Origin of the sequence: Pseudomonas sp. B21-036, assembly GCF_024748925.1 — a bacterium.
Classification (GTDB): domain Bacteria; phylum Pseudomonadota; class Gammaproteobacteria; order Pseudomonadales; family Pseudomonadaceae; genus Aquipseudomonas; species Aquipseudomonas palmensis.
Map to the genome: position 1 here is coordinate 4976346 of NZ_CP087178.1, position 26211 is coordinate 5002556.

General features: G+C 60.5%; 23 protein-coding genes. 17 read left to right on the plus strand and 6 right to left on the minus strand.

Going from position 1 to position 26211, the window contains the following annotated elements; translation table 11 throughout:
- Positions 1 to 51 precede the first annotated feature (51 nt).
- From LOY33_RS22640 to LOY33_RS22650, 3 genes are all read left to right on the plus strand, one after another.
- Entirely contained in the window at positions 52 to 507 is a 456-nt protein-coding gene (locus LOY33_RS22640) for a MaoC family dehydratase (protein ID WP_043863913.1), read from the plus strand.
- Positions 508 to 594: 87 nt separating this feature from the next.
- Positions 595 to 2316: a C13 family peptidase gene (locus LOY33_RS22645; protein ID WP_258660172.1), complete on the plus strand. Its 1722-nt coding sequence runs from the start codon at positions 595 to 597 to the stop codon at positions 2314 to 2316.
- Positions 2317 to 2342: 26 nt separating this feature from the next.
- A complete protein-coding gene (locus tag LOY33_RS22650) occupies positions 2343 to 2984 on the plus strand; it encodes an oxidoreductase (RefSeq protein ID WP_043863915.1) in 642 nt (213 codons plus the stop codon).
- 90 nt (positions 2985 to 3074) lie between these two features.
- Here the strand turns inward: LOY33_RS22650 and LOY33_RS22655 are convergent, their stop codons facing one another.
- The 4 genes from LOY33_RS22655 to LOY33_RS22670 all read right to left on the minus strand — a co-directional run bounded on the left by LOY33_RS22655 (position 3075) and on the right by LOY33_RS22670 (position 7322).
- Positions 3075 to 3365 (minus strand): YceK/YidQ family lipoprotein, encoded by a 291-nt coding sequence (locus LOY33_RS22655; protein WP_088514348.1) that lies wholly within the window; start codon positions 3363 to 3365, stop codon positions 3075 to 3077.
- Positions 3362 to 3991 carry a flavin prenyltransferase UbiX gene (ubiX, locus tag LOY33_RS22660; RefSeq protein ID WP_043863917.1) on the minus strand — a complete coding sequence of 210 codons (630 nt, stop codon included), beginning with the start codon at positions 3989 to 3991 and terminating at the stop codon, positions 3362 to 3364. Before ubiX ends, LOY33_RS22655 begins: the two co-directional genes overlap by 4 nt.
- Entirely contained in the window at positions 3988 to 5337 is a 1350-nt protein-coding gene (mpl, locus tag LOY33_RS22665) for a UDP-N-acetylmuramate:L-alanyl-gamma-D-glutamyl-meso-diaminopimelate ligase (RefSeq protein WP_043863918.1), read from the minus strand. Before mpl ends, ubiX begins: the two co-directional genes overlap by 4 nt.
- Before the next feature lie 65 nt (positions 5338 to 5402).
- On the minus strand, positions 5403 to 7322 hold the full coding sequence (locus tag LOY33_RS22670; RefSeq protein ID WP_258660173.1) for a sigma-54-dependent Fis family transcriptional regulator: 1920 nt from the start codon (positions 7320 to 7322) through the stop codon (positions 5403 to 5405).
- Between the two features lie 265 nt (positions 7323 to 7587).
- Between LOY33_RS22670 and LOY33_RS22675 the strand changes: the two genes are divergently transcribed.
- The 11 genes from LOY33_RS22675 to LOY33_RS22725 all read left to right on the plus strand — a co-directional run bounded on the left by LOY33_RS22675 (position 7588) and on the right by LOY33_RS22725 (position 20318).
- Entirely contained in the window at positions 7588 to 9108 is a 1521-nt protein-coding gene (locus tag LOY33_RS22675) for an aldehyde dehydrogenase family protein (RefSeq protein ID WP_043863920.1), read from the plus strand.
- Between the two features lie 182 nt (positions 9109 to 9290).
- A complete protein-coding gene (gene eat / locus LOY33_RS22680; protein WP_123753497.1) occupies positions 9291 to 10733 on the plus strand; it encodes an ethanolamine permease in 1443 nt (480 codons plus the stop codon).
- Between the two features lie 46 nt (positions 10734 to 10779).
- Complete coding sequence (locus tag LOY33_RS22685) at positions 10780 to 12174, plus strand: ethanolamine ammonia-lyase subunit EutB (protein ID WP_054916335.1); 1395 nt, start codon at positions 10780 to 10782, stop codon at positions 12172 to 12174.
- 7 nt (positions 12175 to 12181) lie between these two features.
- Complete coding sequence (eutC, locus tag LOY33_RS22690; protein WP_054916334.1) at positions 12182 to 13009, plus strand: ethanolamine ammonia-lyase subunit EutC; 828 nt, start codon at positions 12182 to 12184, stop codon at positions 13007 to 13009.
- A gap of 108 nt (positions 13010 to 13117) precedes the next feature.
- Entirely contained in the window at positions 13118 to 13576 is a 459-nt protein-coding gene (locus LOY33_RS22695; protein ID WP_043863924.1) for a GNAT family N-acetyltransferase, read from the plus strand.
- 274 nt (positions 13577 to 13850) lie between these two features.
- Complete coding sequence (locus LOY33_RS22700; protein ID WP_043863945.1) at positions 13851 to 14501, plus strand: DedA family protein; 651 nt, start codon at positions 13851 to 13853, stop codon at positions 14499 to 14501.
- 9 nt (positions 14502 to 14510) lie between these two features.
- Positions 14511 to 15326 (plus strand): zinc-dependent peptidase, encoded by an 816-nt coding sequence (locus tag LOY33_RS22705; protein ID WP_043863925.1) that lies wholly within the window; start codon positions 14511 to 14513, stop codon positions 15324 to 15326.
- 91 nt (positions 15327 to 15417) lie between these two features.
- Positions 15418 to 15945: an inorganic diphosphatase gene (ppa, locus tag LOY33_RS22710; protein WP_043863926.1), complete on the plus strand. Its 528-nt coding sequence runs from the start codon at positions 15418 to 15420 to the stop codon at positions 15943 to 15945.
- 191 nt (positions 15946 to 16136) lie between these two features.
- Positions 16137 to 16847, plus strand: a complete 711-nt coding sequence (locus LOY33_RS22715) for an XRE family transcriptional regulator (protein ID WP_054916333.1) — start codon at positions 16137 to 16139, stop codon at positions 16845 to 16847.
- A gap of 1366 nt (positions 16848 to 18213) precedes the next feature.
- Positions 18214 to 18828, plus strand: a complete 615-nt coding sequence (locus LOY33_RS22720; protein ID WP_258660175.1) for a hypothetical protein — start codon at positions 18214 to 18216, stop codon at positions 18826 to 18828.
- Positions 18825 to 20318, plus strand: coding sequence for a hypothetical protein (locus LOY33_RS22725; RefSeq protein ID WP_258660176.1), 1494 nt, complete (start codon positions 18825 to 18827; stop codon positions 20316 to 20318). Before LOY33_RS22720 ends, LOY33_RS22725 begins: the two co-directional genes overlap by 4 nt.
- Here the strand turns inward: LOY33_RS22725 and LOY33_RS22730 are convergent.
- Positions 20304 to 20885, minus strand: coding sequence for a hypothetical protein (locus tag LOY33_RS22730; RefSeq protein ID WP_258660177.1), 582 nt, complete (start codon positions 20883 to 20885; stop codon positions 20304 to 20306). The genes LOY33_RS22725 and LOY33_RS22730 overlap by 15 nt on opposite strands.
- A 173-nt stretch (positions 20886 to 21058) precedes the next feature.
- Here LOY33_RS22730 and LOY33_RS22735 point away from each other — a divergent pair, with 173 nt between their 5' ends.
- The 3 genes from LOY33_RS22735 to LOY33_RS22745 all read left to right on the plus strand — a co-directional run bounded on the left by LOY33_RS22735 (position 21059) and on the right by LOY33_RS22745 (position 23551).
- On the plus strand, positions 21059 to 21775 hold the full coding sequence (locus LOY33_RS22735) for a hypothetical protein (RefSeq protein ID WP_258660179.1): 717 nt from the start codon (positions 21059 to 21061) through the stop codon (positions 21773 to 21775).
- 51 nt (positions 21776 to 21826) lie between these two features.
- A complete protein-coding gene (locus LOY33_RS22740; RefSeq protein ID WP_258660181.1) occupies positions 21827 to 22252 on the plus strand; it encodes a hypothetical protein in 426 nt (141 codons plus the stop codon).
- A gap of 148 nt (positions 22253 to 22400) precedes the next feature.
- Positions 22401 to 23551 (plus strand): IS3 family transposase gene (locus LOY33_RS22745; RefSeq protein ID WP_102063847.1). Its coding sequence is split into 2 segments (ribosomal slippage): positions 22401 to 22644 and positions 22644 to 23551, totalling 1152 coding nucleotides; the frame shifts between segments, so codons are not numbered across the junction.
- A 224-nt stretch (positions 23552 to 23775) separates the two neighbouring features.
- On the opposite strand, the gene LOY33_RS22750 is transcribed toward LOY33_RS22745, so the two are convergent.
- Complete coding sequence (locus LOY33_RS22750) at positions 23776 to 26205, minus strand: TonB-dependent receptor (protein ID WP_258660184.1); 2430 nt, start codon at positions 26203 to 26205, stop codon at positions 23776 to 23778.
- Positions 26206 to 26211 lie beyond the last annotated feature (6 nt).

Genomic DNA, 26211 nt, shown 5'->3' on the forward strand with positions numbered 1-26211 from the left:
GTCGAACCTGTAGCAGTCACAACAAAATCAAAGACAACCAGGAGAGTCGCAATGCCCTATGTACCCGTTGCAGAGCTGGCGCAGTACGTTGGAAAGGAACTGGGACGTTCCGAGTGGCTGACCATCGACCAGGAGCGCATCAACCTGTTCGCCGAGGCTACCGGCGACTTCCAGTTCATTCATGTGGACCCGGTGAAGGCGGCAAAAACGCCATTTGGCAGCACCATTGCCCACGGTTTTCTCACCCTTTCGCTGATTCCCAAGCTGATGGAAGACATCCTCGTGCTGCCCGAGGGGCTGAAGATGGTCGTCAACTATGGCCTGGACAGCGTGCGCTTCATCCAGCCGGTGAAGGTCGGTTCGCGGGTTCGTCTCAAGGTCGACCTGAGCGAGGCCATCGAGAAGAAACCGGGCCAGTGGCTGCTCAAGGCCACCACCACCCTGGAAATCGAAGGCCAGGACAAACCCGCCTATATCGCCGAGCCGCTGTCGCTCTGCTTCGTCTGACCCGCCCAAGGTGAAACAGCTGCCAGCGGCTGTTTCACCCGCGACAAACTGCGGCATACTCGGGGCCTGACTTGCCCGGACCCCGCCATGCGCCCATTCGTACCCCTTGCCCTGACCCTGCTGCTCGCCGCCTGTGGCGACGGTGAACCGCTGTCACCGCCCGACGCCCGCCTGCCCGATGGCGGCCGCTACCGTGGCGACGTGGTCAATGGCCTGCTGCAGGGCCCGGGGCGCATCGACTACCCCAACGGCAGCTGGTATGCCGGCAACTTCCAGCAGGGCCAGTGGCAGGGCCGCGGCGAATGGCACGGCAGCAATGGCGAGGTGTACCGCGGCGAGTTCCAGCAGGGTCTGTTTCACGGCCAGGGCGAGCTGACCACCCCGGGCAGCCACTACAGCGGCGGCTTCAAGCTTGGCCGGCGTGACGGCGAAGGCACCCTCAGGGAAGGCCAGGTGCAGTATCGCGGGCAGTTCAAGGACGACCAGTACAACGGCGCCGGCGAACTGACCCTGGCCGACGGCAGCCAGTACCAGGGCCTGTTCGCCAAGGGCAAACCCCACGGCGAAGGCATCCGCAGCGATGCCAGTGGCAACCAGTTCAGCGGGCGCTTCGTCGACGGCCAGTTGCAGGGCAGCGGCACCTTCAACAGCGCCGAAGGCGACCAGTACATCGGCGAATTCAAGGACAACCACCTGCAAGGTCGCGGCCGTTACGAAAACGCCGATGGCGACGTTTGGATCGGCCAGTTCCGCGACGGCTCGCTGACCGGCAAGGGCGAGCTGTTCGGCAGCGACGGCAGCCACTACAAGGGCGAGTTTCGCGACTGGCGCTTCGCCGGCCAGGGCCGTCTGCAATTGCCCGACGGCAGCCTGTACGTCGGCGGTTTCGAAAACGACACCTACCAGGGCAAAGGCCGGCTGACGCAGGTCGACGGCAGCGTCGAAAGCGGCCACTGGGTCAACGGCCTGCGCGTGCGCGACGAACACGGGCGCCTGTTGCCCGACCCCCTGGAGCTGGCCCTGCTCAAGCAGGGCACCCTGCTCGACAAGGCGCTGGCCCAGGTACCGGCCTCCACCCCGGCCATCGAACTGTACAGCCTGGCCCTGGCCGGCGATGGCAACCAGAGCGTGTTCATGCGCGAGGCCGACTACGTCAGCGACATGCTCAAGACCCGTTTCGGTGCCACTGGCCAGGTCGCCCTGGTCAACCACCGCGACCACATGGCCGACCGCCCCCTGGCCACCCGCGAGAACCTGGCGCGGGCCGCACGCACCCTGGCCGAGCGCAGCGGCCCCGAAGACCTGGTGTTCATCTACCTGACCAGCCACGGCAGCCACGAACATGAACTGGTGCTGGATCTGCCGCGCCTGCAACTGGCCGACCTGCCCGCCGATGAACTCTCGGCCGCGCTTGCCCCACTAAAGGAACGTGACAAGATAATCGTGATCTCTGCGTGCTACTCGGGGGGTTACATCGATTCACTCAAGGACGACAAGACCTTGATCATGACCGCATCGCGTGCCGACCGGGTGTCATTCGGCTGCTCCGAAGAGGCCGACTTCACCTATTTCGGCGAAGCACTGTTCGCCCGGGCACTGAACCAGACCGACGACCTGCAGCAGGCCTTCGAACTGGCCAAGACCACGGTGCAGCAGCGCGAGCAGGCCGATGGCTTCGAGGCTTCCGAACCTCAGCTGTGGGCGCCGCAACGGGTGCTGCAGCACTGGCAGAAACTGCGCCAGCAACAGGCACGAAAAGCACTGCAAAGTGCCGGTGCGGTACAAGCAGAAAATACAAGCAGCCACTAAGCTGACTGTATCAAGGGAGAGACATCATGTACCTGACGCCTCAGCACATCCTGATTGCCGGAGCCACCGGGCTGACTGGTGAGCATTTGCTGGATCGGCTGCTCAACGAGCCAACCGTGAGCCGTGTGCTGGCCCCCACGCGCCGGCCGCTGGCCGAACACCCGCACCTGGAGAACCCGGTCGGCGACCCGGCGGTGTTCCTGCCGCAGTTGAGCGGCCGCGTGGACATCGCCTTCTGCTGCCTGGGCACCACCATCAAACAGGCAGGTTCGGAAACGGCGTTTCGCGCCGTCGACCTGGACATGGTGGTGGCGTTCAGCAAGCGAGCGCGGGAAATGGGTGCACGGCACCTGCTGGTGGTCAGCGCGATTGGCGCCGACCCCAAGTCGTCGGTGTTCTACAACCGGGTCAAGGGCGAGATGGAACAGGCACTCATGGCGCAGGACTGGCCGCAATTGACCATCGCGCGGCCGTCGGTGCTGCTGGGCGAGCGTATCGAGCCTCGGCTCGGTGAACAGTTTGCCGGGCCGCTGTCGCGCCTGCTGCCGGGCAAGTACCGCGGCATCGAAGCCTGCCAACTGGCGCGGGCGCTGTGGCGCCTGGCGCTGGAAGAGCAGGACGGGGTCCGGACCGTGGAGTCCGATGAACTGCGTAGATTGGGTAAGTAATTCAAAGGCCTCATCGCGGGTCGAGCCCGCTCCCACAAGGACAGCTCAGCCCCTTGTGGGAGCGGGCTCGACCCGCGATGAGGCCGCTGGCTACAACCCGCCGGTAGCCTGAAACCCCACCCCCAGCACCGTCAGCACCGACAACGGCAGCAACACCGTATCGAGCAGTGCACTGCCCGGCAGGTCCAGCCCCGGGTACGCCGGTGCCGGCGCGCCAAAACGGTCTTCAGGGCAGCAACCGCCCCGCAGCGCATACAGATCCAGCCGCGTACCCGAATACACCACCGGTGCCCCCGGCTTGGCCGCATCCAGCGTGCGCACCGTGGCGCAGCCGCTGCTCAGTGCCAGCACCGCCAGGCCTGCCACCAGCAGCGCCTTCACTCCTCGCCGCCAACATGGTGCTCGCCCCAGCGCGGCAGCATGTCCTGCGGAACATCCAGCAGGTTGAGAATCCGCGCCACCACAAAGTCCACCAGGTCGTCGATGGTCTGCGGTTGGTGATAGAAGCCCGGCGAGGCCGGCAATATCACCGCGCCCATCTGCGACAGCTTGAGCATGTTCTCCAGGTGGATGGTCGAGAAAGGCGCCTCGCGCGGCACCAGAATCAACTGCCGACGCTCCTTCAAGGTCACGTCCGCGGCCCGCTCGATCAGGTTGTTGCAGGCCCCGGTGGCGATTGCCGACAGCGTGCCGGTGGAACAGGGCACCACCACCATCGCTGCCGGCGCCCCGGAGCCCGAGGCCACCGGCGACATCCAGTCCTCGCGCCCGTATACCCGGATCTGCCCGGCCGCAGCGCCGGTGTACTCGGTCAGGAACGCCTGGATCGACTGCGGCTTGGCCGGCAACACCACGTCGGTCTCGGTCGACATCACCAGTTGCGCAGCCTTGGAGATCAGAAAATGCACCTCGCGGTCTTCACGCACCAGGCAATCGAGCAGGCGCAACCCGTACTGCGCCCCGGAAGCACCGGTCATGGCCAGCGTGATGCGCTCCGGGCCGCTCATCGCAGTGCCTCGGCCAGCTTGCCGTGCAGCCCGCCAAAGCCGCCGTTGCTCATGATCACCACCTGGGTGCCCGGCGCGGCCTGGCTTTTGACCCGCTCGATGATCGCCTCGAGACTGTCGGCGACAATCGACGGCACCGTGCACTCGGCGGCGGTGGCGGCCAGGTCCCAGCCCAGATTGGGCGGTGCATACCAGATCACCTGGTCGGCATCGCACACGCTCTGGGGCAGGCCATCACGGTGGGCGCCCAGCTTCATGGAGTTGGAGCGCGGCTCGATCACCGCGATCAACGGGGCGTCGCCGATGCGCTTGCGCAGCCCGTCGAGGGTGGTGGCAATGGCGGTCGGATGGTGGGCAAAGTCATCATAGATGGTCACACCCTGGACTTCAGCGACCTTTTCCATGCGCCGCTTGACGCTCTTGAACGCGCTCAAGGCGGCAATCCCGATGGCCGGCACCACGCCCACATGGCGGGCAGCGGCCAGGGTGGCCAGGGCGTTGGCCACGTTGTGCTGGCCGGTCAGCTCCCACTCCACTACGCCCTGGGCTTGGCCTTCAAAACTGACTTCGAAGCGCGAACCGTCGGCGCTGAGCAGTTTCACCTGCCACTGGCCACCGGCGCCGGTAGTCTGCACCGGGGTCCAGCAGCCCATCTCGATCACCTTCTGCAGGGCCGGCTCGGTGGTGGGGTGAATGACCAGGCCTTCGCTCGGAATGGTGCGCACCAGATGGTGGAACTGGCGCTCGATGGCAGCCAGATCAGGGAAAATGTCTGCGTGATCGAACTCGAGGTTGTTCAAAATGGCGGTGCGCGGACGGTAGTGCACGAACTTGGAACGCTTGTCGAAGAACGCGCTGTCGTACTCGTCGGCCTCGACCACGAAGAACGGCGTGGCGCCCAGGCGCGCCGACACCGAGAAGTTCTGCGGCACACCGCCGATCAGAAAGCCGGGGCTCATCCCCGCATGCTCCAGCACCCAGGCCAGCATGCTGCTGGTGGTGGTCTTGCCGTGGGTGCCGGCCACGGCCAGTACCCAGCGACCCTGCAGCACGTGGTCAGCCAGCCACTGCGGGCCCGACACGTAGGGCAGGCCCTTGTTCAGCACGTACTCCACCGCCGGGTTGCCCCGCGACAGTGCGTTGCCGATCACCACCAGATCGGGGGCCGGCTCCAGCTGGGCGGCGTCATAGCCTTGATGCAGCTCGATGCCCTGGGCCTGGAGCTGGGTGCTCATGGGGGGATAGACGTTGGCGTCGGAGCCGGTGACGCGGTGGCCAAGCTCCTTGGCCAGCACCGCCAGCGAGCCCATGAAAGTACCGCAGATACCGAGAATATGAATGTGCATGGTCGACCTCACGAAACGTGGAGGCAGGGTAGCTTAGGGTGGGAAAAATCGCATCCTGAGTTTGCCTAGGCGCCCCGTGCAATCCCGTGCTTGCGCAGCTTGCGGTACAGCGTATTGCGGCTGACCCCCAGTTGCGCCGCCACCTGGGTCATGTGCCAGCGCTTGTGCTCCAGCGCCTGCAGCAGCGCGGCCCGCTCGGCGTCGTCCAGCGGGTGTTCGGCCTGCGGCCTGGCAACCCTGGGCTCGAGCGCTGCCGGGGGCTGGCGCACTACCGGCGGCAGGTCGTCGAATGCGATGCGGCCATCCTCGCACAGGGCCACCAGGGTACGCAGCACATTGCGCAACTGGCGCACGTTGCCGGGCCAGGCAAATTCCAGCAGCGCCCGGCGTGCCGACGGCTCGAGCCGCACAGGTTGGCCCGCGGCTTCCTCGGCCAGGACAAAGTCGAGCAACTGCGCCTTGTCGCTGCGCTCACGCAATGCCGGCAGGGCGACCTCCAGGCCATTGAGGCGGTAATACAGGTCTTCGCGAAAGCTGCCGGCCTCGACCCGGCCCAGCAGGTCACGGTGGGTGGCACTGATGATGCGCACATCCACCGCCTGCGGCTCGCCGCCGATCGGTACCACCTGGCGCTCCTCGAGCACCCGCAGCAAGCGCGTCTGCAGGGCCAGCGGCATGTCGCCGATCTCGTCCAGCAGCAAGGTGCCGCCGTCGGCCTGTTGCAGCTTGCCGCGCATGCCCTCCTTGCGCGCCCCGGTAAAGCTGCCGCCGCGATAGCCGAACAGCTCGCTCTCGATCAGGCTCTCCGGGATCGACGCACAGTTGAGCGCGACGAACGGTTTGCCCGCGCGCTGGCTGGCCTGGTGCACGGCCTTGGCGAAGGCCTCCTTGCCGCACCCGGTTTCGCCGTTGAGCAGCAGCGGCACGTCGCGCTCGAACACCCGTAGCGCACGCCGAAAATCCTGTTGCAGTGCCGGGTCGACCAGGCAGATGCGTTGTGCCGGCATTGGCGTGCTGGTGGCCGACGGTGCAAGCGGTGGCGCCACCGCACGGGCCTGGCCGCGCAGGCTGGCGAACAGCACACGGCCATCGCGGGTACGCAGCGGCCAGCTGGTGCTGGCGGCCGCCGTGGCACGCCCGAGCAGTTCATCCAGCGCGCAGTCGAAAAACGCCTCCACTGGCTGGCCGAGCAGCCCACCGCGTGCCGTTGCCAGCAGGTTCAGCGCACTCTGGTTGACCGCACAGATACGCCCCTCGCCATCGAACGCCAGCAGCCCCTCGCTGAACAGCCCGACCGATTCGGCATGCAGGTGAAAGCGCAACAGCCAGTGGTTTTCGAAATGGCGCAGGAAGTAGCAGCTCTCGATCATCTTGGCCGAGAGGTTGACCAGCGCCATGGTGTGGAACTGGCTCTGGCGCGACATGTCGGGGCGCGCCGACGACACGTCGAGCACTGCCAGCAGCTCGCCCTGCGGATCGAACACCGGGCTGGCTGAGCACGTCAGCCCGGTATGGCGCCCGCGAAAGTGTTCATCCTGGTGAATGGTCAGGGCCTGGCGCTCGACCAGACAGGTGCCAATACCGTTGGTGCCTTCGCAGGTCTCGCTCCAGTCGGCGCCCAGCCAGAGCCCGGCGCGCTCGAAGATGCGCCGCTCGGTGGGTGCGGTGACGCAGTTGAGGATCACCCCGCGTGCATCGGTCAGCAGAACCGCGTGCCCGGCGCCGCAGAGTTGCTGATGCAGGCTGTTCATCTCGTTGCCGGCGATCTGCAGCACCTGCTGCAGGCGCTCACGGCTCTCCAGCAGCCGCCCGTGCTCGAGCACGGTGGGCGCAACGCTCTGGGCCGGGTCGAGGTGGTAGTCCTCCAGGCAGCGCAGCCAGGAACGGGCGATCGACGGGTCGCTGCCCGGCCCCTGCAACAGCGCCTTGCCCTGGGTGACGGTGAGCACTTGCCGGGCGTGCCGGCTCAGATGATTGCTCTGCACTTTTTATTGTTCTCCGCACACGAGATGAACCCAGCATCCTCCTGCCGCCAGTGCATTGCAATGGTGGCGGGACCGTCGGGTCACGTTGTGTGCCACAACGGGTACAGAGTGTCACCCAGGCTGTGCCGGGGCTGGCACACAGCGCCTGCGGGGCGCCCTCCGCGCCGCGCCAAGCCCTTGATTTCACTAGGCCACCGGGCAGTGGCCCGTGCCTTGCACTACGCTTTACATCCTCCCTACAAGCACAATAGCCAGGAGACACACCATGCGTTACGCACATCCCGGTACCGACGGCGCGATCGTTTCCTTCAAGAGCCGCTACGGCAACTACATCAACGGCGAGTTCGTGCCACCGGTCAAAGGCGAGTACTTCACCAACACCTCGCCGGTCAACGGCCAGCCGATTGCCGAGTTCCCACGCTCCAGTGCCGAAGACATCGACAAGGCGCTGGACGCCGCCCATGCGGCCGCCGATGCCTGGGGCACCACCTCGGTGCAGGCGCGCTCGCTGATCCTGCTGAAAATCGCCGACCGCATCGAGCAGAACCTCGAACTGCTGGCCATCACCGAAACCTGGGACAACGGCAAGGCGGTACGCGAAACCCTCAACGCCGACATCCCGCTGGCCGCCGATCACTTTCGCTACTTCGCCGGCTGTCTGCGCGCCCAGGAAGGCAGCGCCGCTGAAATCGACGGCAACACCGTGGCCTATCACATCCACGAACCGCTGGGCGTGGTCGGGCAGATCATCCCGTGGAACTTCCCGATCCTGATGGCCGCCTGGAAGCTCGCCCCGGCCCTGGCCGCCGGCAACTGCGTGGTGCTCAAGCCGGCCGAACAGACCCCGCTGGGCATCAGCGTGCTGCTCGAAGTGATCGGCGACCTGCTGCCACCGGGCGTGCTCAACGTGGTGCAGGGCTATGGCCGTGAAGCCGGCGAAGCGCTGGCCACCAGCAAGCGCATCGCCAAGATCGCCTTCACCGGCTCCACCCCGGTGGGTTCGCACATCATGAAATGCGCTGCCGAGAACATCATCCCCAGCACAGTGGAGCTGGGCGGCAAGTCGCCGAACATCTTCTTCGAAGACATCATGCAGGCCGAGCAGAGCTTCATCGAGAAGGCCGCCGAAGGCCTGGTGCTGGCGTTCTTCAACCAGGGCGAGGTGTGCACCTGCCCGTCGCGCGCACTGGTGCAGGAATCGATCTACCCGGCGTTCATGCAGGAGGTGATGAAGAAGATCAAGCAGATCAAGCGTGGCGACCCGCTGGACACCGACACCATGGTCGGCGCCCAGGCCTCCGAGCAGCAGTTCGACAAGATTCTCTCGTACCTGGAAATCGCCGAGAAGGAAGGCGCCGAACTGCTCACGGGCGGCAAGGTGGAAAAACTCGAGGGCAACCTGTCGACCGGTTACTACATCCAGCCGACCCTGCTCAAGGGCACCAACAAGATGCGCGTGTTCCAGGAAGAGATCTTCGGCCCGGTGGTCAGCATCACCACCTTCAAGGACGAAGCCGAGGCCCTGGCCATTGCCAACGACACCGAATTCGGCCTGGGCGCCGGTGTATGGACCCGCGACATCAACCGCGCCTATCGCATGGGCCGCGGCATCAAGGCTGGCCGCGTATGGACCAACTGCTACCACCTGTACCCGGCGCACGCCGCGTTCGGCGGGTACAAGAAGTCCGGCGTGGGTCGTGAAACCCACAAGATGATGCTCGACCACTACCAGCAGACCAAGAACCTGCTGGTGAGCTACGACATCAATCCGCTGGGCTTCTTCTAGGAAGCCCGGTTGCAAGCGGCAAGCTTCAAGCAGCAAGAAAAAGCAGACCCCATGCGATTTGCCTTCTCTTGCGGCTTGCAGCTTGAAGCTTGCAGCTTGCAGCTGTTCTGGCCCCTTTCGTGCAAGACCATCACCACAGGCCGGCACCCGCCGGTGACTAAAAAAAGAACAGGTGAATCCCCATGCCAAGCGATCATTCCGGCAACGCGCCGGCTTCCGTCGATTTCGAAAAGGTCGGTTCCGAGTATTTCCAGCAACGTGAACTGAAAAAAGGTGCCGCAGGCTGGGTCCTGCTGGTGGGTCTGGGCGTCGCCTACGTGATCTCCGGCGACTACGCCGGGTGGAACTTTGGCCTGGCCCAGGGTGGCTGGGGCGGCATGTTCCTGGCCACGCTGCTGATGGCCACGATGTACCTGTGCATGTGCTTTTCGCTGGCCGAACTGTCCTCGATGATCCCCACCGCCGGCGGTGGCTACGGCTTCGCCCGCAGCGCCTTCGGGCCCTGGGGCGGGTTTCTGACCGGCACCGCGATCCTCATCGAATACGCCATCGCCCCCGCCGCCATCGCGGTGTTCATCGGCGCGTACTGCGAATCGCTGTTCGGCATCGGCGGCTGGGTGATCTACCTGGCGTTCTACATCATCTTCATCGGCATCCACATTTTCGGCGTGGGCGAAGCGCTCAAGCTGATGTTCATCATCACCGCCGTGGCCGCGATTGCCCTGGCGGTGTTCCTGATCGCGATGGTGCCGCACTTCGATTCGAACAACCTGTTCGACATCGCCAAGACCGACGCAGCCGGCGCCAGCAGCTTCCTGCCGTTCGGCTACGTCGGCGTGTGGGCGGCAATCCCCTATGCCATCTGGTTCTTCCTGGCGGTCGAAGGCGTGCCGCTGGCCGCCGAAGAAACCAAGAACCCCAAGCGCGACCTGCCCCGCGGCCTGATCGGTGCGATGCTGGTGCTGCTCAGCTTCGCGCTGCTGATCCTGGTGATCGGCCCGGGCGGCGCCGGCGCCGAAGCGCTGAAAAGCTCGGGCAACCCACTGGTGGAGGCGCTGGCCAAGGCCTACGGCGGCTCGACCTGGATGGGCGGCTTCGTCAACCTGGTGGGCCTGGCTGGCCTGATCGCCAGCTTCTTCTCGATCATCTACGCCTATTCGCGGCAGATCTTCGCCCTGTCGCGCGCCGGCTACCTGCCGCGCAAGCTGTCGCAGACCAACCGTAGCAAGGCCCCGGTACTGGCGCTGATCATCCCCGGCATCATCGGCTTTGCGCTGTCGCTGACCGGCCAGGGCGACCTGCTGATTCTGGTGGCGGTATTCGGCGCTACGCTGTCCTATGTACTGATGATGGCCGCGCACATCACCCTGCGCATAAAACGCCCCAAAATGGAGCGTCCGTACCGGACCCCGGGCGGCATCTTCACCTCGGGCGTGGCGCTGGTGCTGGCCTGCCTGGCGGTGGTCGCAGGTTTCCTGGTCGACCCGCGGGTGGTGATTGGCGCTGCGGTCATCTATGGCGTGCTGATTGCGTACTTTGCCTTCTATAGCCGACACCACCTGGTGGCCGGCACGCCGGAGGAAGAGTTTGCCGCGATCCAGAAGGCCGAAGAGGCCTTGCACTGACCGCCCCGCGCCGCAGGCCTGGCCTGCGGCGCCATGGAGATTGCGTATGAGCAGTTTTGTACACACGGTGGGCACCCAGACCTACCGCTTCGACAGCCTCAAGGACGTCATGGCCAAGGCCAGCCCGGCCCGCTCCGGCGACTTTCTCGCCGGGGTGGCGGCCGGCAACGACGCCGAACGGGTGGCCGCGCAGATGGCGCTGGCCGATATCCCGCTCAGTCACTTCCTCAGCGAGGCGCTGATCCCTTACGAAGACGACGAAGTCACCCGCCTGATCATCGACACCCACGACAAACAGGCCTTTGCCGCCGTCAGCCACCTGACCGTGGGCGGGCTGCGCGACTGGCTGCTGAGCGAGCAGGCCGACGAAGACAGCCTGCGTGCCCTGGCCCCGGGGCTGACCCCGGAAATGGCCGCTGCGGTCTCGAAGATCATGCGCGTGCAGGACCTGGTGCTGGTGGCGCAGAAGATCCGCGTGGTCACGCGCTTTCGCGGCACCCTGGGCCTGCGCGGGCGCCTGTCCACCCGCCTGCAGCCCAACCACCCCACGGATGAGCCGGCCGGCATCGCCGCGAGCATTCTCGACGGCCTGCTGTACGGCAACGGCGACGCCATGATCGGCATCAACCCGGCCACCGACAGTATCGCCTCGATCTGTGCCCTGCTGGAGATGCTCGACGCGATCATCCAGCGCTACGACATCCCCACCCAGGCCTGTGTGCTGACCCACGTCACCACCTCGATCGAGGCCGTCAACCGCGGCGTACCGCTGGACCTGGTGTTCCAGTCCATTGCCGGCACCGAGGCGGCCAATGCCAGTTTCGGCATCAACCTCAACCTGTTGCAGGAAGGCTACGACGCCGGCCTGAGCCTGAACCGCGGTACCCTCGGGCAGAACCTGATGTACTTCGAGACCGGCCAGGGCAGCGCGCTGTCGGCCAACGCGCACCATGGCGTCGACCAGCAGACCTGCGAAACCCGGGCCTATGCCGTGGCACGGCATTTCAAGCCGTTTCTGGTCAACACCGTGGTCGGCTTCATCGGCCCGGAGTACCTGTACAACGGCAAGCAGATCATCCGCGCCGGCCTGGAAGACCACTTCTGCGGCAAACTGCTGGGCGTGCCGATGGGCTGCGATATCTGCTACACCAACCATGCCGAGGCCGACCAGGACGACATGGACACGCTGCTGACGCTGCTGGGGGTGGCCGGGATCAACTTCATCATGGGCATCCCCGGCTCCGACGACATCATGCTCAACTACCAGACCACCTCGTTCCATGACGCGCTGTACGCACGCCAGACCCTGGGCCTGAAACCGGCCCCGGAGTTCGAGGCGTGGCTGGCGCGCATGGGCATCTTCACCCAGGCCGATGGCCGGGTGCGGTTTGGCGACAACCTGCCACCGGCCTTCCGCCAGGCGCTGGCGCAACTGGGATAAGCGAGCCATGGACAAGCAACCCACGCAGCACGACAACAGCGACAACCCCTGGCTCGACCTGCGCCGCCTGACCCCGGCGCGCATCGCCCTGGGGCGCACCGGTACCAGCCTGCCGACCCGCGCACAGCTGGACTTCCAGTGCGCCCACGCCCAGGCCCGCGATGCCGTGCACCTGGCATTCGACCATGCGGGCCTGCGCGAACAGCTGAGCGAACGCGGGCGCGACAGCATTCTCTTGCACAGTGCCGCCAGCGACCGCCACAGCTACCTGCAACGCCCGGACCTGGGGCGGCGCCTGCATGAGGAATCGGCCCGGCAACTTCGCGAGCACGCCCAGGCCAACCCGGGCGGGGTCGACCTGGCGATCATCGTGGCCGACGGCCTCTCGGCCCTGGCGGTGCACCGGCACACGCTGCCGTTTCTCAACCGTCTGCAGGAGCACATCGATGCCGAGGGATGGTCCACCGCCCCGGTGGTGCTGGTGGAGCAGGGCCGGGTGGCGGTGGCCGATGAAGTCGGCGAACTGCTGGGCGCGAAAATGACCGTGATCCTGATCGGCGAACGTCCGGGCCTGAGCTCCCCCGACAGCCTGGGCCTGTATTTCACCTACAGCCCCAGGGTCGGCCTCACCGACGCCTACCGCAACTGCATTTCCAACGTACGCCTGGAGGGGCTGAGCTACGGCATGGCCGCCCACCGCCTGCTGTACCTGATGCGCGAGGCCTGCCGTCGGCAGCTCTCGGGGGTCAACCTGAAGGATGAAGCCCAGGTCCAGACCCTGGAATCAGACGCCGACACCCCTAAAAATGGAAACTTCTTACTCGGCAATGATTGAGAACTGACCACTTTTTAGCGGATTGCGCTTTTTTCGCGCTTTAGGCAGCATCTGGGGTGACGGCTGCCCGAGGTTCGCCGCCACTCCCCATGGACCCGAGGCCTGCTTATGCGAATTATCAAAGCAACTCTTGAGCATCTGGATCTGCTCGCCCCTCTGTTCGTCAAATACCGCGAGTTCTATGGGCAATTGCCCTATCCGGACTCTTCGCGCTCGTTTCTGGAAAAACGCCTGGAGCGCGACGAGTCGATCATCTACCTGGCGCTGCCGGACGACGATGACAACAAGCTGATGGGTTTCTGCCAGCTGTATCCGAGCTTTTCGTCGCTGTCGCTCAAGCGCGTATGGATACTCAATGACATCTATGTGGCCGAAGACTCGCGGCGCATGCTGGTGGCCGACAACCTGATGCGCGAGGCGAAGAAACTGGCCAAGGACACCAACGCCGTGCGCCTGCGTGCCTCGACCAGCAGCGACAACGAGGTGGCAATGAAGACCTACGAGTCGATGGGGTTCAAGGCAGATACCGAGTTCAAGAGCTATATCCTCCCGATCCATTCCGACTGACGGGCATCCTTCGTCAGCAAAGCCGGCTTCCACAGGTCTGCGCACTGGCCATGTAGGCGCCAGCCTTGCTGGCGATGGGCTGCATAGCAGCCCCGCTGTGCTGGGGCCCAGAAATCCGCCGCTACAAACTGCTCCGCCATAATCACGCCATGCCCGTATAATGCGGCCTTTCAATTTGTGTGAAATTTTACCCTTACCCCGGGTAACGGCTACACACTTCGCACTGCCAGTCCTCGCATGCCCGTAGAGCCGGGTCTTGAACAAGGTGCCGTACATGGATTTCAACCCGCTGGACCTCATTCTGCATCTCGATACCTACCTCGATTTGCTGGTCAACAATTACGGTCCGTGGATCTACGCCATCCTGTTCCTGGTGATCTTCTGCGAGACCGGCCTGGTCGTCATGCCGTTCCTGCCGGGCGATTCGCTGCTGTTCATCGCCGGTGCCGTGGCCGCCGGCGGCGGCATGGACCCGGTACTGCTGTGCGGCCTGCTGATGGCGGCAGCCATCCTGGGCGACAGCACCAACTACGTGATCGGGCGAACGGCCGGGGAACGCCTGTTCCGCAACCCCGACTCGAAGATCTTCCGCCGCGACTACCTGCAGCAGACCCACGACTTCTACGAACGCCATGGCGGCAAGACCGTCACCCTGGCGCGCTTCCTGCCGATCCTGCGCACCTTCGCGCCTTTCGTCGCGGGCCTGGCAAAAATGGTCTATCCTCGTTTTCTGATGTTCAGCGTCGCCGGCACCATCCTGTGGGTGTGTGGCCTGGTGACGCTGGGCTACTTCTTCGGCAACGTGCCGTTCATCAAGTCCAACCTGTCGCTGATGATCGTGGCGATCATCCTGCTGTCGCTGGTGCCGATGATCATCGGCCTGGTGCGCAGCCGCATGGGCCGTGGCCAGGCCAAGGCCCAGTAACCCGCGCACATGTGGAGCCTGAGCGCCTGGCGGCGCCGTCGTACCCTGGCCCGCTACCCGATCGAGCCGCAGCAGTGGCAGCGGGTACGCGAGGGCCTGCCGATGCTCGACGGCATCAGCGACGAAGAAGATCACTGGCTGCGTGAAGCCTGCATCCTGTTCCTGCAGCAAAAGCACCTCACCACCCTGCCCGGCGTCGACGCCGATGCCGAGCAGCGCCTGCACCTGGCGGCCCAGGCGCAACTGCCGCTGCTGCACCTGGGCGATCTGAACTGGTACCAGGGCTTCCATGAAATCGTGCTGTACCCCGATGACTTCGTCAGCCCCCAGCGCCACCGTGATGCCAGCGGTGTGGAGCATGAATGGGATGGCGAACACAGTGGCGAGGCCTGGCAGCAGGGCCCGGTGATCCTGGCCTGGCCCGGGGTGCTGGCCAGCGGTGGCTGGGAAGGCTACAACCTGGTGATTCACGAACTGGCGCACAAGCTCGACATGCTCAACGGCGATGCCAATGGCCTGCCGCCGCTGCATGACAGCATGCGCGTGGCGGACTGGGCGCAGGCCATGCAGCAGGCCTACGACGATCTCAACCGCCAGCTTGACCGCAACCCCGATGCCGAAACGGCCATCGACCCCTACGCCGCGGAAAACCCGGCCGAATTCTTCGCCGTGACCAGCGAATACTTCTTCAGTGCCCCGGACCTGCTGATGCAGGCCTACCCCGCGGTTTACGCGCAACTGAGCGCGTTCTACCGCCAGGATCCGCTGGCCCGCCTGCAACAGCTGCAACGTAGCCATCCGCACTACCAGCACACGACTAATTGACCAGGCCGGGCATCTGGCCGGGCGTGGCAAGCGTTACGGAATGTGCCTATAATCGCGACCAATTTTTGGCCAAACATGGGGGCAATGCCCAATGAGCTACAGCAAGATTCCGGCTGGCAAAGACCTGCCGAACGACATCTACGTCGCCATCGAGATTCCAGCCAACCACGCACCGATCAAGTACGAGATCGACAAGGACAGCGATTGCCTGTTCGTGGACCGCTTCATGGCCACCCCGATGTTCTACCCGGCCAACTACGGCTTCATCCCCAACACCCTGGCTGACGACGGTGATCCGCTGGACGTGCTGGTGGTGACCCCGTACCCGGTAGCCCCAGGTTCGGTGATCCGTGCTCGCCCGGTCGGCATCCTGCACATGACCGACGACGGCGGCGGCGACGCCAAGGTCATCGCCGTACCGCACGACAAGCTGTCGCAACTGTACGTCGACGTCAAAGAGTACACCGACCTGCCGGCACTGCTGCTGGAGCAGATCAAGCACTTCTTCGAGAACTACAAGGATCTGGAGAAAGGCAAGTGGGTCAAGATCGACGGCTGGGGTGACGCAGAAGCGGCCCGTGCCGAGATCACCAAGTCGGTGGCAGCCTACAAGGGCTAAGCACTGCGCTTGAGGAAAAGCCCCGCGATTGCGGGGCTTTTTGCATCTGCGGCTCGCTGCTTGAAACAACAGCGTCCGACTCTTCCTACAACACCAACAGAACCCCCTGTAATACCCCCGCTTTTGCCCCCGAAACACTTCAACCCAATGTTTATATAAACCCTTCTTTTCCCTCACTAAACTCAATCACCATGAATACATCTGGTGATCGTTTGAAAGCGCTCCTGCGCGAGTGCAACCTGACCGCTTCCGACTTTGCCGCTCAGCGCGGGGTGACGCCGCAGCATGTGAACAACTGGTTCCAGCGCGGCGTGCCCATGGCGCGTCTGGACGAGATTGCCGAGCTGCTGTGCGTACGCCCTCGCTGGCTGCGCACCGGCGAGGGCCCCAAGCACCACAACCCGCTGCCGCGGGTCAGCCGCAACCGTGGCGAGCAGGAGCTGCAGGCCCCGGACCACAGCCTGTTCGCTGCGCATGGCGAGCAGGACGTGCTGCTGCCCTTCTACCATGCGCAGCCCCGGCAGTTTGCCGAAATCCCTGGCCGCCACCTGCGTTTGCCGCGCTGTGCGCTGGACAACCTCGGGGTCGATGCTGCGCAGGCGCTTTGCGTGAGCATGCCCGACTACAACATGAACCCCTTGCTGCAGTACGGCGCGACCTTGGCGATAGACCGCAGCCTGACCCGCGTGATCGAGGGCGAGATATACGCGCTGCTGCACAACGGGCGCTTGCGGGTGCACACCTTGAGCGAACGGGCCAATGGCGCGTTGCGTCTGCACAGCCATGACGGTGACGAATTTCCGAGCGAAACCTACAGCCTGTCGCAAATCCGCAACCAGGGTCTGGAGGTGCTGGGGTGGGTGTTCTGGTGGGCTCACCTGCGGGATGATCGCCCGCGCTAAAGCGGTTGCAGCGTTTTTTTTGCTGGGCATTGCGATCCATTCCCAGTATGCTGTGCCGCACTCAAGCCCCGGTTGCAGCCTTGCATCCTGAGGGCGTGGCGCGGCACACACTGCCCCCGCCACCCCCGGCCCCAGCGCCGGATCACGATTTGAAGGCGGTTGCGGCTTACCAAAAGTCAGCCAAGACTGTCCCCGAGAAGCCGGCCACAAGCCGGCTTTTTAATGCCTGAAAGGCCCGTAACGTGGGACCTTAAACAAAAAAATGTAAGTTTATTCCCCCATTAGTTCCCCCATTCCGCCGTCGCGTGATCACTCCTTCTCTTTTTACAGAAGAGAATATGAGCGCTACTCTCTCCTCAAAACGCACTTCCGACAGCCAAGGGTCTAATCGCGGTCGCAAGGCTAGTCGGAGAATAGCCGGACTGGCTTCGATCCTTTCGCGACTTAGGCCTGACTGACGTCAGACCATCGCCGGTTGCAGGTGAACTGCTCTTACATCGCTGGTGGTTATCGAATTTTTAGTGCGTATTTAGACTGTGGTGAAAAGTCGCTGTCTGCCCTACTACAGTAATGAGAAAGGAGACAGAAAGGGGCATAAAACCTAATGTTTCCCATCGCTGTGAACTTGATGCACGAGGTCAGTGATGAACCCGATTGGCGACACGCAAAGCCTCCCACCTACGCTTTCAACGGTCAGGCCGGTCTGCATCGAAAGAAGTAACCCCTTGTCTGCCCTCTGCGAAGAAAAACCAAAAGGAGCTTGCTGCACCAAGCCTGGCGGCTCTCGGCCGGCTCCCGTCTATCGTCACCGGCAGAGGCCGGCAGAACTGGCGCTCGTCCCAGAAACCCTTGCCTATATAGGTCTTGGGTGCCTGCAAATGAAGTGGGATCGTAAAGCGGGGATATTCTGGACAGAGCATATGCTAATGTGCCATCACGCGTTAGATTGACTAGGGACGATGCGCATGGGGCGGAAGGGAACATTGCGGTCGCTGCAAACGTCAGCAACAAAATCGGAGCGATGCGCCCATCGACGCCAACTTGATGCAGAGCGTCAAATTAGGGAGGACGTGCGCTACTATGGAAAAACTCAAGAAAGCCAAATAGGAAATAGAAAAACCGCATGGACTCGACCATTTCAATTTGTAATTTTTCATTTTAATTTTGATACTACGGACTAAGATTATTTGCACCCAGTGCACTATCTCAACATAAGCGGTTCCAGCAGGCACCTATATCAAACTGATTTTCACAGAGACAGTCCTAATAATCAAAGAAGCTTTATTTTGAGAGCGCATACCAATTGACAACTCACCAACAGTCAACGTTAGACAAACACAATCAACGTTAACATAAGAGGTAATATATGCTCATTGCTTTTGCAGGACTGCCGAGCTCGGGGAAGTCGTCTACAGCCAAAGCTCTAGGACGGCTAATTAACGCAGAGGTGCATCTTGAGCCGGAGGAGTCAGCATGGCCAGAGTTAGTTAAAGAACGAGCTACCGTTGGCGCCTTTACTGCTTTAACTTGGTTTCGAACAATACGAGTCCCTCAGCTATTCAAAGCTAACGACACGAGAAATAGGGGCGCCTTTTCCATTATAGATAGTTATTACGATGTCCTGGTAAATTATTATTTGGGAGAGGAGCCGTTCGAATGGTTGATATCTAAGAGCGATCCTTACTTCCCTACGGCGCAAAAAATGGCTCAAACGGACTGTGAAGAACTTCCGAAGCCAGACCTGCTAATTTTTCTTCGGCTTGATGAGAAGGTTTGGAATGAATTTATGGCACGACGTGATCGTGACTTTGATCGTGCAGCGGAATTATCGAAGCATTTTGCTATGCAAATAAAAATGGAGCAGGCATGCAGGAAGGCAGCAGAAGATCATGGAACACGCCTAGTTGTTATTGACCAGACGTCTTCAACTCCAGAATTTACTGCTCGTCGCGTAGCTGAAGCAATCGGAGTAGCCTTGTGAATACATCAGTAGCTCTAACCCTAGCCCAGACTACGGCAGCTATCCGCGAAGGTAAAGACGTGCCCGTTGCTCTTTCGTTGCCGCTAACTGCTGCTCAATCAGGCTGCGCTTTGAGACTTGGCGAATTCACCAGTCTAACCGTTGAGGGCGCAGCAGAGGATTCGTTACTAAATGCGAAGAGCGTAATCGGAAGGATATTCTGTAAGGGAAGTGAAGCAGCATCGATACTCAACAAAGCAGTACCATTGCATATCTTTGAAAAAGTTGCAGGAAACTGGTTCTCTTCCGGGAAGCGAGAAGAATATCAAGAGATAGCAGCTGGGTATTGGCTAGCAGATGCATTTATACGGGGAGTAGCACCATCAGAAGCAACAGGTCTTACACAGTTTCTAGCGGGCAAACCTCAAGCAGTCCAGCCTCGCAACACAGCATCTGTTAGGCGATATCCCACAGGTGGAATATCAGAAAAACAAGCACTGATTCTGCCTCCGATCATGCGAGCACTTGCTCGGGAATTTCGTTGGTGTTCGCCATTTCTAGTCGCTGGCAAACTGGCTCATACTGGAGGAACTCGAGATAAGCTCGCAATAATTCCAGGATTCAAGCTTGCCAGTATGGCTGATTTTTCCAACTGGAACGGGGCTGACCACCCTGTGCGCTATTTCTCAGCAGGCGCTGATTTATGTCCACGAGATGCGATAATGTACCGTCTTCGCGGCGAAACAGGGACCGTGGCGGATATGGGTTTGATGGCGTCCAGTATCATGTCCAAACAGATTGCTCTTCCAGCCGACGTAATCATTCTAGACATATTATTCGGCCCCACAGCCTTCCTAAAAAATCGCTCAGATGCTGAGAGTTTTGGAGAAATTTGCGCAACTATAGGTGAGTTAAGCAAAGTAAAAATCATTTCAAAGCTGAGGGCTTCAAAAAACATCCTTGGTCGCTCGATTGGATCAAGCACGGAAGTTGTAGAAGCAGCTGAAATTTTAAGAGGGGATATATGTGACACCTCAGGACGCGCAGAGATTTCTACCTCCATAAGTTTCCTTAGATGCTTTGCCGAGGAGCTTGGATTAGATCCAGAAGCTGTGTGTAAAAGGGCAGAAGCAGTGATTGATAACGGCGAAGCCTTCAATGCAATGCTCGGCCTGCTTTCAGATCATGGAGTAGATAATGATTACATCAAATCATTTTCGAGCGATCCAAGAAATACGGTTCTCGGGGGGCTTGAGAAAGCAACTGTACTTGCCTCGAGCTCCGGATCTTTATTGTGGGATGCTATGTCCGTTGCAGACATAGCAAACCATCAAATAAATTCATCCACAGATAGGAAGCTACCAATTGATACTATTAGCCCTGGAGGCATAGAGCTCCTTGCTGGAGACAAAAAACTAGTTAATAAAGGTGATCCGCTGGCTATAATCTACGGTGAGAACAAGACGGCTGTGGTTAGTTCCCTTTTAGCTGCGGCTTCAATCGTTGCTTAGCCGCTGGAGCTCCACTACACTTCCGAGCTTCCATAGCGCTTCAAAGTCCTCCATCTGCCTATCAAACAGCCACCCTCGCCCAAGCTTTAGAGTAAATGCTCTAGCGCTCTTAGCTGAGGCGGGGTACGGTCCAGTGAAAAGAATTCCATCAATTCTGTAAATCATCATTGAGAGATGTCGAGGACATAGCCGCACCTCAACGTCTGGTATATTTCCAAGCGATTTGAGCAACGAGTCTCGCGAACCAGAATATTGTCCTTCGGATTGATTCTCAGCTAATTGCATGATCTTAGACGATTCGGAGTCAGGATCAACCAGCAGAATCCGCACACGAATAGGTTTTTTTTGTTCTGCCCGCCTCCTAAGGACTTCCTCGTTCTGTTCACTGAAAGACTTAAGGGTATAGCCAGTAACATCAATGACCTTAGCATTTGCAACAAGAGCATCGTACTCTTCCGTAAGATTCCTGCGAGAATAAGCTGCGACCAGCCCCGTTTCGACCAGGTCCCTCACCCTAATCTCTTCCCCATTTCTTATCTGATCGATCCACAGCGTTGCGAGCGACATCAGAGCTCCAGCGATCAGCGATGTGCCGATAGAAAGCTGCACTGAGCTGCCGTTTAGGACTAGAATTATTCCTAGCACCATAAATGACAGAAATACCACGACAAGCGTTTTGCGTGATCTGAAAAACAAATGACGCGCATCGGCGTGAGCATATTTATCCGGAGTAGTTTTCAATGGCGTTCCCTTCAGAGGTTCAATCAGGTTTTCTAGTGATAATCGAGGGTGGTGATGGGCTTGGCAAGTCTACGCAGCTCAAAATCCTGAAGAGTCAGTTGGAGTCCCAAGGGCGAAAAACTGTGACTTACGACTTTCCCAACAAATCAGGTACGCCTATAGGACAACTGATTGGAGATTTTTTGAAAGGCGGTTTTGGACAGGTCACGCCGGAGTTCCTAGGCCTCGCATTTGCTGCTGACCGCCTTGTCTCGAGGAAAAGCATCATAGAAGCTCTCGATGCAGGCACAGTCGTGCTCTGTGACAGATATGTAGCATCCAACATCGCATTCCAAGGTGCCAAGATATCTGAAGACCAGCGGCGTGGAGAGTTAGACCTCCTCCTGCGTTGGCTTGAGTATGATATCTATGAGCTACCACGTCCGAACCTTGAGATTGTCTTAACATCTACTGACAGGCACTACGTTGAAGGCACGCATCTTATGCGAGCAAATGACCCGACCCGGGCCTACACCGAAGACCAAGCTGACATCCATGAAGCCTCCTCGGACCTTCAGCGAGCGGTAAATCTGTATTTTAGGCAATTGCCAGACACGGCAACGCTCAGAAAGGTTGACATCGAAGCCCCAAGCGGTGCCAGGCGGACTGTTGAGGAAATGTCAGCACTTATTTTTGGCATAGTAAAGGAAGCAATGGAGTCTAGCCAACAGGGCTGAATCTCCGCACAATGCATCTCCTACGACATCCACGACTATTCGGGAAACGCAATGAATCAGAAAATCGAGGATCTTATCCGCGACATCTGGCAGTCGGGGGATCCAATTCGCAAAGCCGAAGAGCTTGGTCTAGGATTAGGTGAGGATTCCCAAGCGGTCATCGGGGACGTTCTCAGTAAAATTCGCATGCGTGCGGCAGCTCGGGCGAGCCTTGCCTCTGATAGTGAAGGAGATAGCATCAGAGGTGGTGCTATCTCGAGTAACAGCCCGTCGAATTACCAATCGCTGCTCTTACTGTATTTCGCAATTTACGATTCAGACAGCCTAGCGGACTATCCTGTAGATATGAGAGAGCGCTGCCTGATGAGCTGGTCGAAGCAGACAGGATTCCCGATTAGAGTTGTTCGAGAGGCCGTTATTCTCGGCCAAAATGGGATTCAATCACTGATTCAAGCTTCTAGGCCGCCTCATGGATGAGGCATTCCGGCTGCGGTTTTTCCGGTCTTCAAATCTGAATCGCGCCGGATTTCCTAGCCGCCGCAGACTGGCTTCTTTTAGCAGGCTGAATCGCCCCGGGTTTCGTAGACACCTCTTTGCCTTAAACTGAGGCCAATTAGGAGGTGCCATGAGCAACCCGCGTTACCCCGAAGAATTCAAAATCCAAGCAGTCAATCAAGTGACCGAAAAGAAGCTGCCTGTCGCTGAGGTAGCGGCCCGTCTCGGCGTGTCGACGCATAGCCTCTATGCCTGGATAAAGCGCTACAGCAAACCTCAAGAAGAACGGCAGCAGGATGATGATCAGCACGCTGAGCTGCGTCGTCTGCGAGCGGAACTCAAGCGCGTCACTGAAGAGCGAGACATATTAAAAAAGGCCGCCGCGTACTTTGCCAAGGAGTGCGGCTGAAGTACGCCTTTATCAAGCAGCGCGCGGGCGACTATTCGATTCGACGGCTTTGCCTGACGCTGAAAGTCCATCCCAGCGGCTATTACGCCTGGCTGTCTGAGCCGCAATCTGTACGCGCCAAAGACGACCAGCGACTACTGGGTTTGATCAAGCATTCCTGGCTGGAGAGCGGCGGCGTTTATGGCTATCGCAAAATCCACGACGATCTGCGCGAGGTCGGTGAGGATTGTGGTCGTCATCGTGTGGCGAGGCTGATGCGTCTTGAAGGGCTGCGTTCTCAGACAGGTTATCGACGCCGCCCTGGAAAGTACGGCGGTAAGCCAGCGGTCGTCTCACCCAATTTGCTGAAGCGCCAGTTCGATGTTGTGGAACCCAACAAGGTTTGGGTAACCGACATCACGTACATTCGTACGTATGAAGGCTGGTTGTATTTGGCGGTGGTACTAGATCTGTTTTCTCGGCAGGTCGTTGGCTGGTCAATGAAGTCGCAGATGACCAGTGATTTGGCTATTGATGCGTTGTTGATGGCGGTTTGGAGGCGTAAACCGAAGCAAGAGGTGATGGTTCATTCCGACCAAGGCAGCCAGTACAGCAGCTCCGATTGGCGCAGCTTTTTGAAGGCAAACAATTTGGTTGCCAGCATGAGTCGCCGAGGCAACTGTCATGACAACGCCGTGGCCGAGAGCTTTTTCCAGCTTCTGAAACGGGAACGGATCAAGCGAAAAATCTATACCACGCGGGAAGATGCTCGGAGTGATGTGTTCGATTACATCGAGATGTTCTACAACGTAAAGCGCCGCCATGGTTTCAACAATCAGCTGTCACCGGTAGAGTTTGAAAAGCGTTACGCAATGAGCTTGCAAGGTGTCTAGAGAATCCGGGGCGATTCAAAGCCCCGAATCTACTAGCCATTACAGATAGGCACGAAAATCTGCGAACTGATAAAGCGCCGGCCACAAGCCGGCTTTTTAATGCCTAGAAAAAACCCGTCCCAACCCCTGAAGCCATTCCCAAACCTTGCATGGGGGACGGGTAAAGGCCGCCTGGGCATGGCACGCCATCGGGACTCTCCGAAAAGCCACGCCCAGGCCTTGCATCAGTATTGGTAGCGCAGCGTCATCGCAAAATTGCGCGGATCACCGTAGTACAGGCCGCCGAAGTTGTTCGAAGTGGGCAAGGACTGGTAGTAGACCTTGTCCAGAACGTTGTTGAGGTTGTACTGCACGCTGAACTGTTGGTTGATCTGATAGTGCGCATGCAGGTTGAGCAAGGTGTAGCCACCCTGCTTGATGTCGTACCCGGTCACGTCGGCGGCAGTGCGGCTCTGTGCATAGACATCGCCGCCCACACGCCATTGGTCGAGGACACCGGGCAAGCGGTAGTCGGTCGCCACCTTGAGCAGGCGGCGCGGGATCTTGCGATAGTAGTCCGAACCCTTGCTGGCGCCCGCCACATATTCGGGATCGCTATAGGTATAGCCAGCGCTGACATTCCAGTTCTCCAACGGCTCGCCGGACACCTCCAGTTCGAAGCCACGGTTACGTACTTTTGCGCCTGTTTCATAGCACTTGCTCGTCCCCGTCACACCACAGGTGGGTGACACCGGCAATGCCTCGGGCATGTTCTCCAAGCTGGTCTGGAAGATTGCCAGCGAGGTGTTCAGCCGACCATCGAAGTATTCACCCTTGATGCCGGTTTCGTAATTCTCGCCTTCGATCGGGTCAAGCAAGGTATTGCCGACACCGTAGTAACTCTGTGTCTTGTAGATCTCGGTGTAGCTGGCATACCAGGTGTGGTGCTTGTCCAGGTCCAGCACCAGCCCGGCATAGGGCACCAGCCGGCCATTCTCCCGGTATTGGTCATTGGTGTAGGGGCTGGCCACCTTGTAGTCCGACCAGCTCACCCGCGTACCGACGATCAGGCTCAGGTCATCGGTCAGGCTGAAGCGCGAGGCACCATACAGGCCGCGCTCCTTGCGGGTGTAGTTGTAGTCTGCGCCGATAGCATTGAGGATCGGGCTGGGCAGGGCACTGTAGTCGAAGTCGGTGATGTCGATCGTCGGGTTGTTGGTGGCGCTCTTGATCACCGCGTCGAACTCGTCCTTGCGCGTGTTGGCCCCGAGCATCAACTGGTGCTTGCGCCCGAACAGCTCGAAGGGCCCGGTAGCATAGAGGTCCAGGGCGAACTGGGTGTCTTCGTAATCGGCCTGGGAGACGGTCATGCGATAGTTGTCGCCCGCTACCCGGTTCGGGTACGCGGAGAGAAAGTCGGCGTTCGACCAGATCGCATTCATGGCCAGGGTCAACTTCCACTCGTTGTCGAAGGTGTGCGTGAGGTCGCTGAACAGCGTGTAGTTGTTGCGATCCAGATGGGCCCACTTGCCGTTGAGGTTGGTGGAACGCGAAAGCGGATAGAAGGAGCCGTCGCGACGAGTGTTCAAGCCGCCCCAGTCATAGCCGTTCTGGTTGTCTTTCTGGAGAGTGGCGCCCACCGTCAGTACGGTGGAATCGTTCAGATCCGCCTCCCCCACCAGGTACAGCAACTGGTTGTCACGCTCGGAGCCGTCGCGGTAGCTGTTGGCGTTGTTGTAGTAGGCCACTGCACGGCCGCGAACATTGCCCGTAGGGGTCAGTGGCCCGGAAACATCCACCTGGCCACGGTAGTTGTCCCAGGAGCCTGCCCCCAGCTCCGCGCCCAGACGAAAGTCCTGGGTCGGCCGTTTGCGTACCAGGTTGATCGCCGCCGACGGGTTGCCCGTGCCCTGCATCAGGCCATTGGCGCCGCGTACGACCTCGACGCGGTCATAGATGGCCATGTTCGAGGTGGACATGACGTCCATGGAGTAGTTTTCCGAGATGTTGGTCGGAATGCCGTCATATTGCAGGTCGCTGATCTCGAAGCCGCGCGAGTAATAGGTGGAGCGATCAGTGCCGATCTTGGTGAGGGTGATACCGGTCGCCGTGCGCGCGATGTCGTCCAGGCTCTGGATGTTCTGGTCGTCCATCCTCTTGCGGGTGATCACCGTCACCGACTGCGGCGTTTCCCGCAGGCTCAGGGCGAGCTTGGTCGCCGTGTTGGTCGAGCCCGTGGTGTACGAACCGGTGCCCTCGGTCGTGGCGCCCAGGCCCTGCCCGTTGACGGTGGTGGCGCCGAGCACGACCGCGTCCGAGGAACCGTCCTGGACCAGCAGATACCCACCATTGGCCTGGCGCTGAGCGCGCAAGCCGCTGTTGGACAGCAGCAGCGCCAGCCCCTCATCGACCCCATAGGCACCATCAAGGCCCGGGGTGGTCAGCGCGTGGATCTGCCGCGGATCGAAGGAAATCGTCACACCCGCCTGCACGCCGAACTGGGTCAGCGCGCTACCCAGCGGGCCTGCGCCGATGTGGTAGGCGATACGGCTCTGGGCGTGAGCCGCAGCAGGCATCAGCACCACCCCCGGCACACTCGCCATCGTCAGGCCGAACATCGCCAGGCGCACTGCGCGGGGCAATGAGATCGAGGGGGAGAAGCAAAGCTGGGGCATGAAATG

What these genes read in the sequence shown, in the direction of transcription:
- eutC (WP_054916334.1), top strand. Translation starts at nt 12,182, where the DNA reads ATGGACAAGCAACCCACGCAGCACGACAACAGCGACAACCCCTGGCTC.
- LOY33_RS22715 (WP_054916333.1), top strand. Translation starts at nt 16,137, where the DNA reads ATGAATACATCTGGTGATCGTTTGAAAGCGCTCCTGCGCGAGTGCAAC.
- mpl (WP_043863918.1), bottom strand. Translation starts at nt 5,337, where the DNA reads ATGCACATTCATATTCTCGGTATCTGCGGTACTTTCATGGGCTCGCTG.
- ubiX (WP_043863917.1), bottom strand. Translation starts at nt 3,991, where the DNA reads ATGAGCGGCCCGGAGCGCATCACGCTGGCCATGACCGGTGCTTCCGGG.
- LOY33_RS22730 (WP_258660177.1), bottom strand. Translation starts at nt 20,885, where the DNA reads ATGTCGCTCGCAACGCTGTGGATCGATCAGATAAGAAATGGGGAAGAG.
- LOY33_RS22685 (WP_054916335.1), top strand. Translation starts at nt 10,780, where the DNA reads ATGAGCAGTTTTGTACACACGGTGGGCACCCAGACCTACCGCTTCGAC.
- LOY33_RS22735 (WP_258660179.1), top strand. Translation starts at nt 21,059, where the DNA reads ATGGCGTTCCCTTCAGAGGTTCAATCAGGTTTTCTAGTGATAATCGAG.
- LOY33_RS22750 (WP_258660184.1), bottom strand. Translation starts at nt 26,205, where the DNA reads ATGCCCCAGCTTTGCTTCTCCCCCTCGATCTCATTGCCCCGCGCAGTG.
- LOY33_RS22645 (WP_258660172.1), top strand. Translation starts at nt 595, where the DNA reads ATGCGCCCATTCGTACCCCTTGCCCTGACCCTGCTGCTCGCCGCCTGT.
- eat (WP_123753497.1), top strand. Translation starts at nt 9,291, where the DNA reads ATGCCAAGCGATCATTCCGGCAACGCGCCGGCTTCCGTCGATTTCGAA.
- LOY33_RS22700 (WP_043863945.1), top strand. Translation starts at nt 13,851, where the DNA reads ATGGATTTCAACCCGCTGGACCTCATTCTGCATCTCGATACCTACCTC.
- LOY33_RS22740 (WP_258660181.1), top strand. Translation starts at nt 21,827, where the DNA reads ATGAATCAGAAAATCGAGGATCTTATCCGCGACATCTGGCAGTCGGGG.
- LOY33_RS22675 (WP_043863920.1), top strand. Translation starts at nt 7,588, where the DNA reads ATGCGTTACGCACATCCCGGTACCGACGGCGCGATCGTTTCCTTCAAG.
- ppa (WP_043863926.1), top strand. Translation starts at nt 15,418, where the DNA reads ATGAGCTACAGCAAGATTCCGGCTGGCAAAGACCTGCCGAACGACATC.
- LOY33_RS22695 (WP_043863924.1), top strand. Translation starts at nt 13,118, where the DNA reads ATGCGAATTATCAAAGCAACTCTTGAGCATCTGGATCTGCTCGCCCCT.
- LOY33_RS22640 (WP_043863913.1), top strand. Translation starts at nt 52, where the DNA reads ATGCCCTATGTACCCGTTGCAGAGCTGGCGCAGTACGTTGGAAAGGAA.
- LOY33_RS22650 (WP_043863915.1), top strand. Translation starts at nt 2,343, where the DNA reads ATGTACCTGACGCCTCAGCACATCCTGATTGCCGGAGCCACCGGGCTG.
- LOY33_RS22705 (WP_043863925.1), top strand. Translation starts at nt 14,511, where the DNA reads ATGTGGAGCCTGAGCGCCTGGCGGCGCCGTCGTACCCTGGCCCGCTAC.
- LOY33_RS22720 (WP_258660175.1), top strand. Translation starts at nt 18,214, where the DNA reads ATGCTCATTGCTTTTGCAGGACTGCCGAGCTCGGGGAAGTCGTCTACA.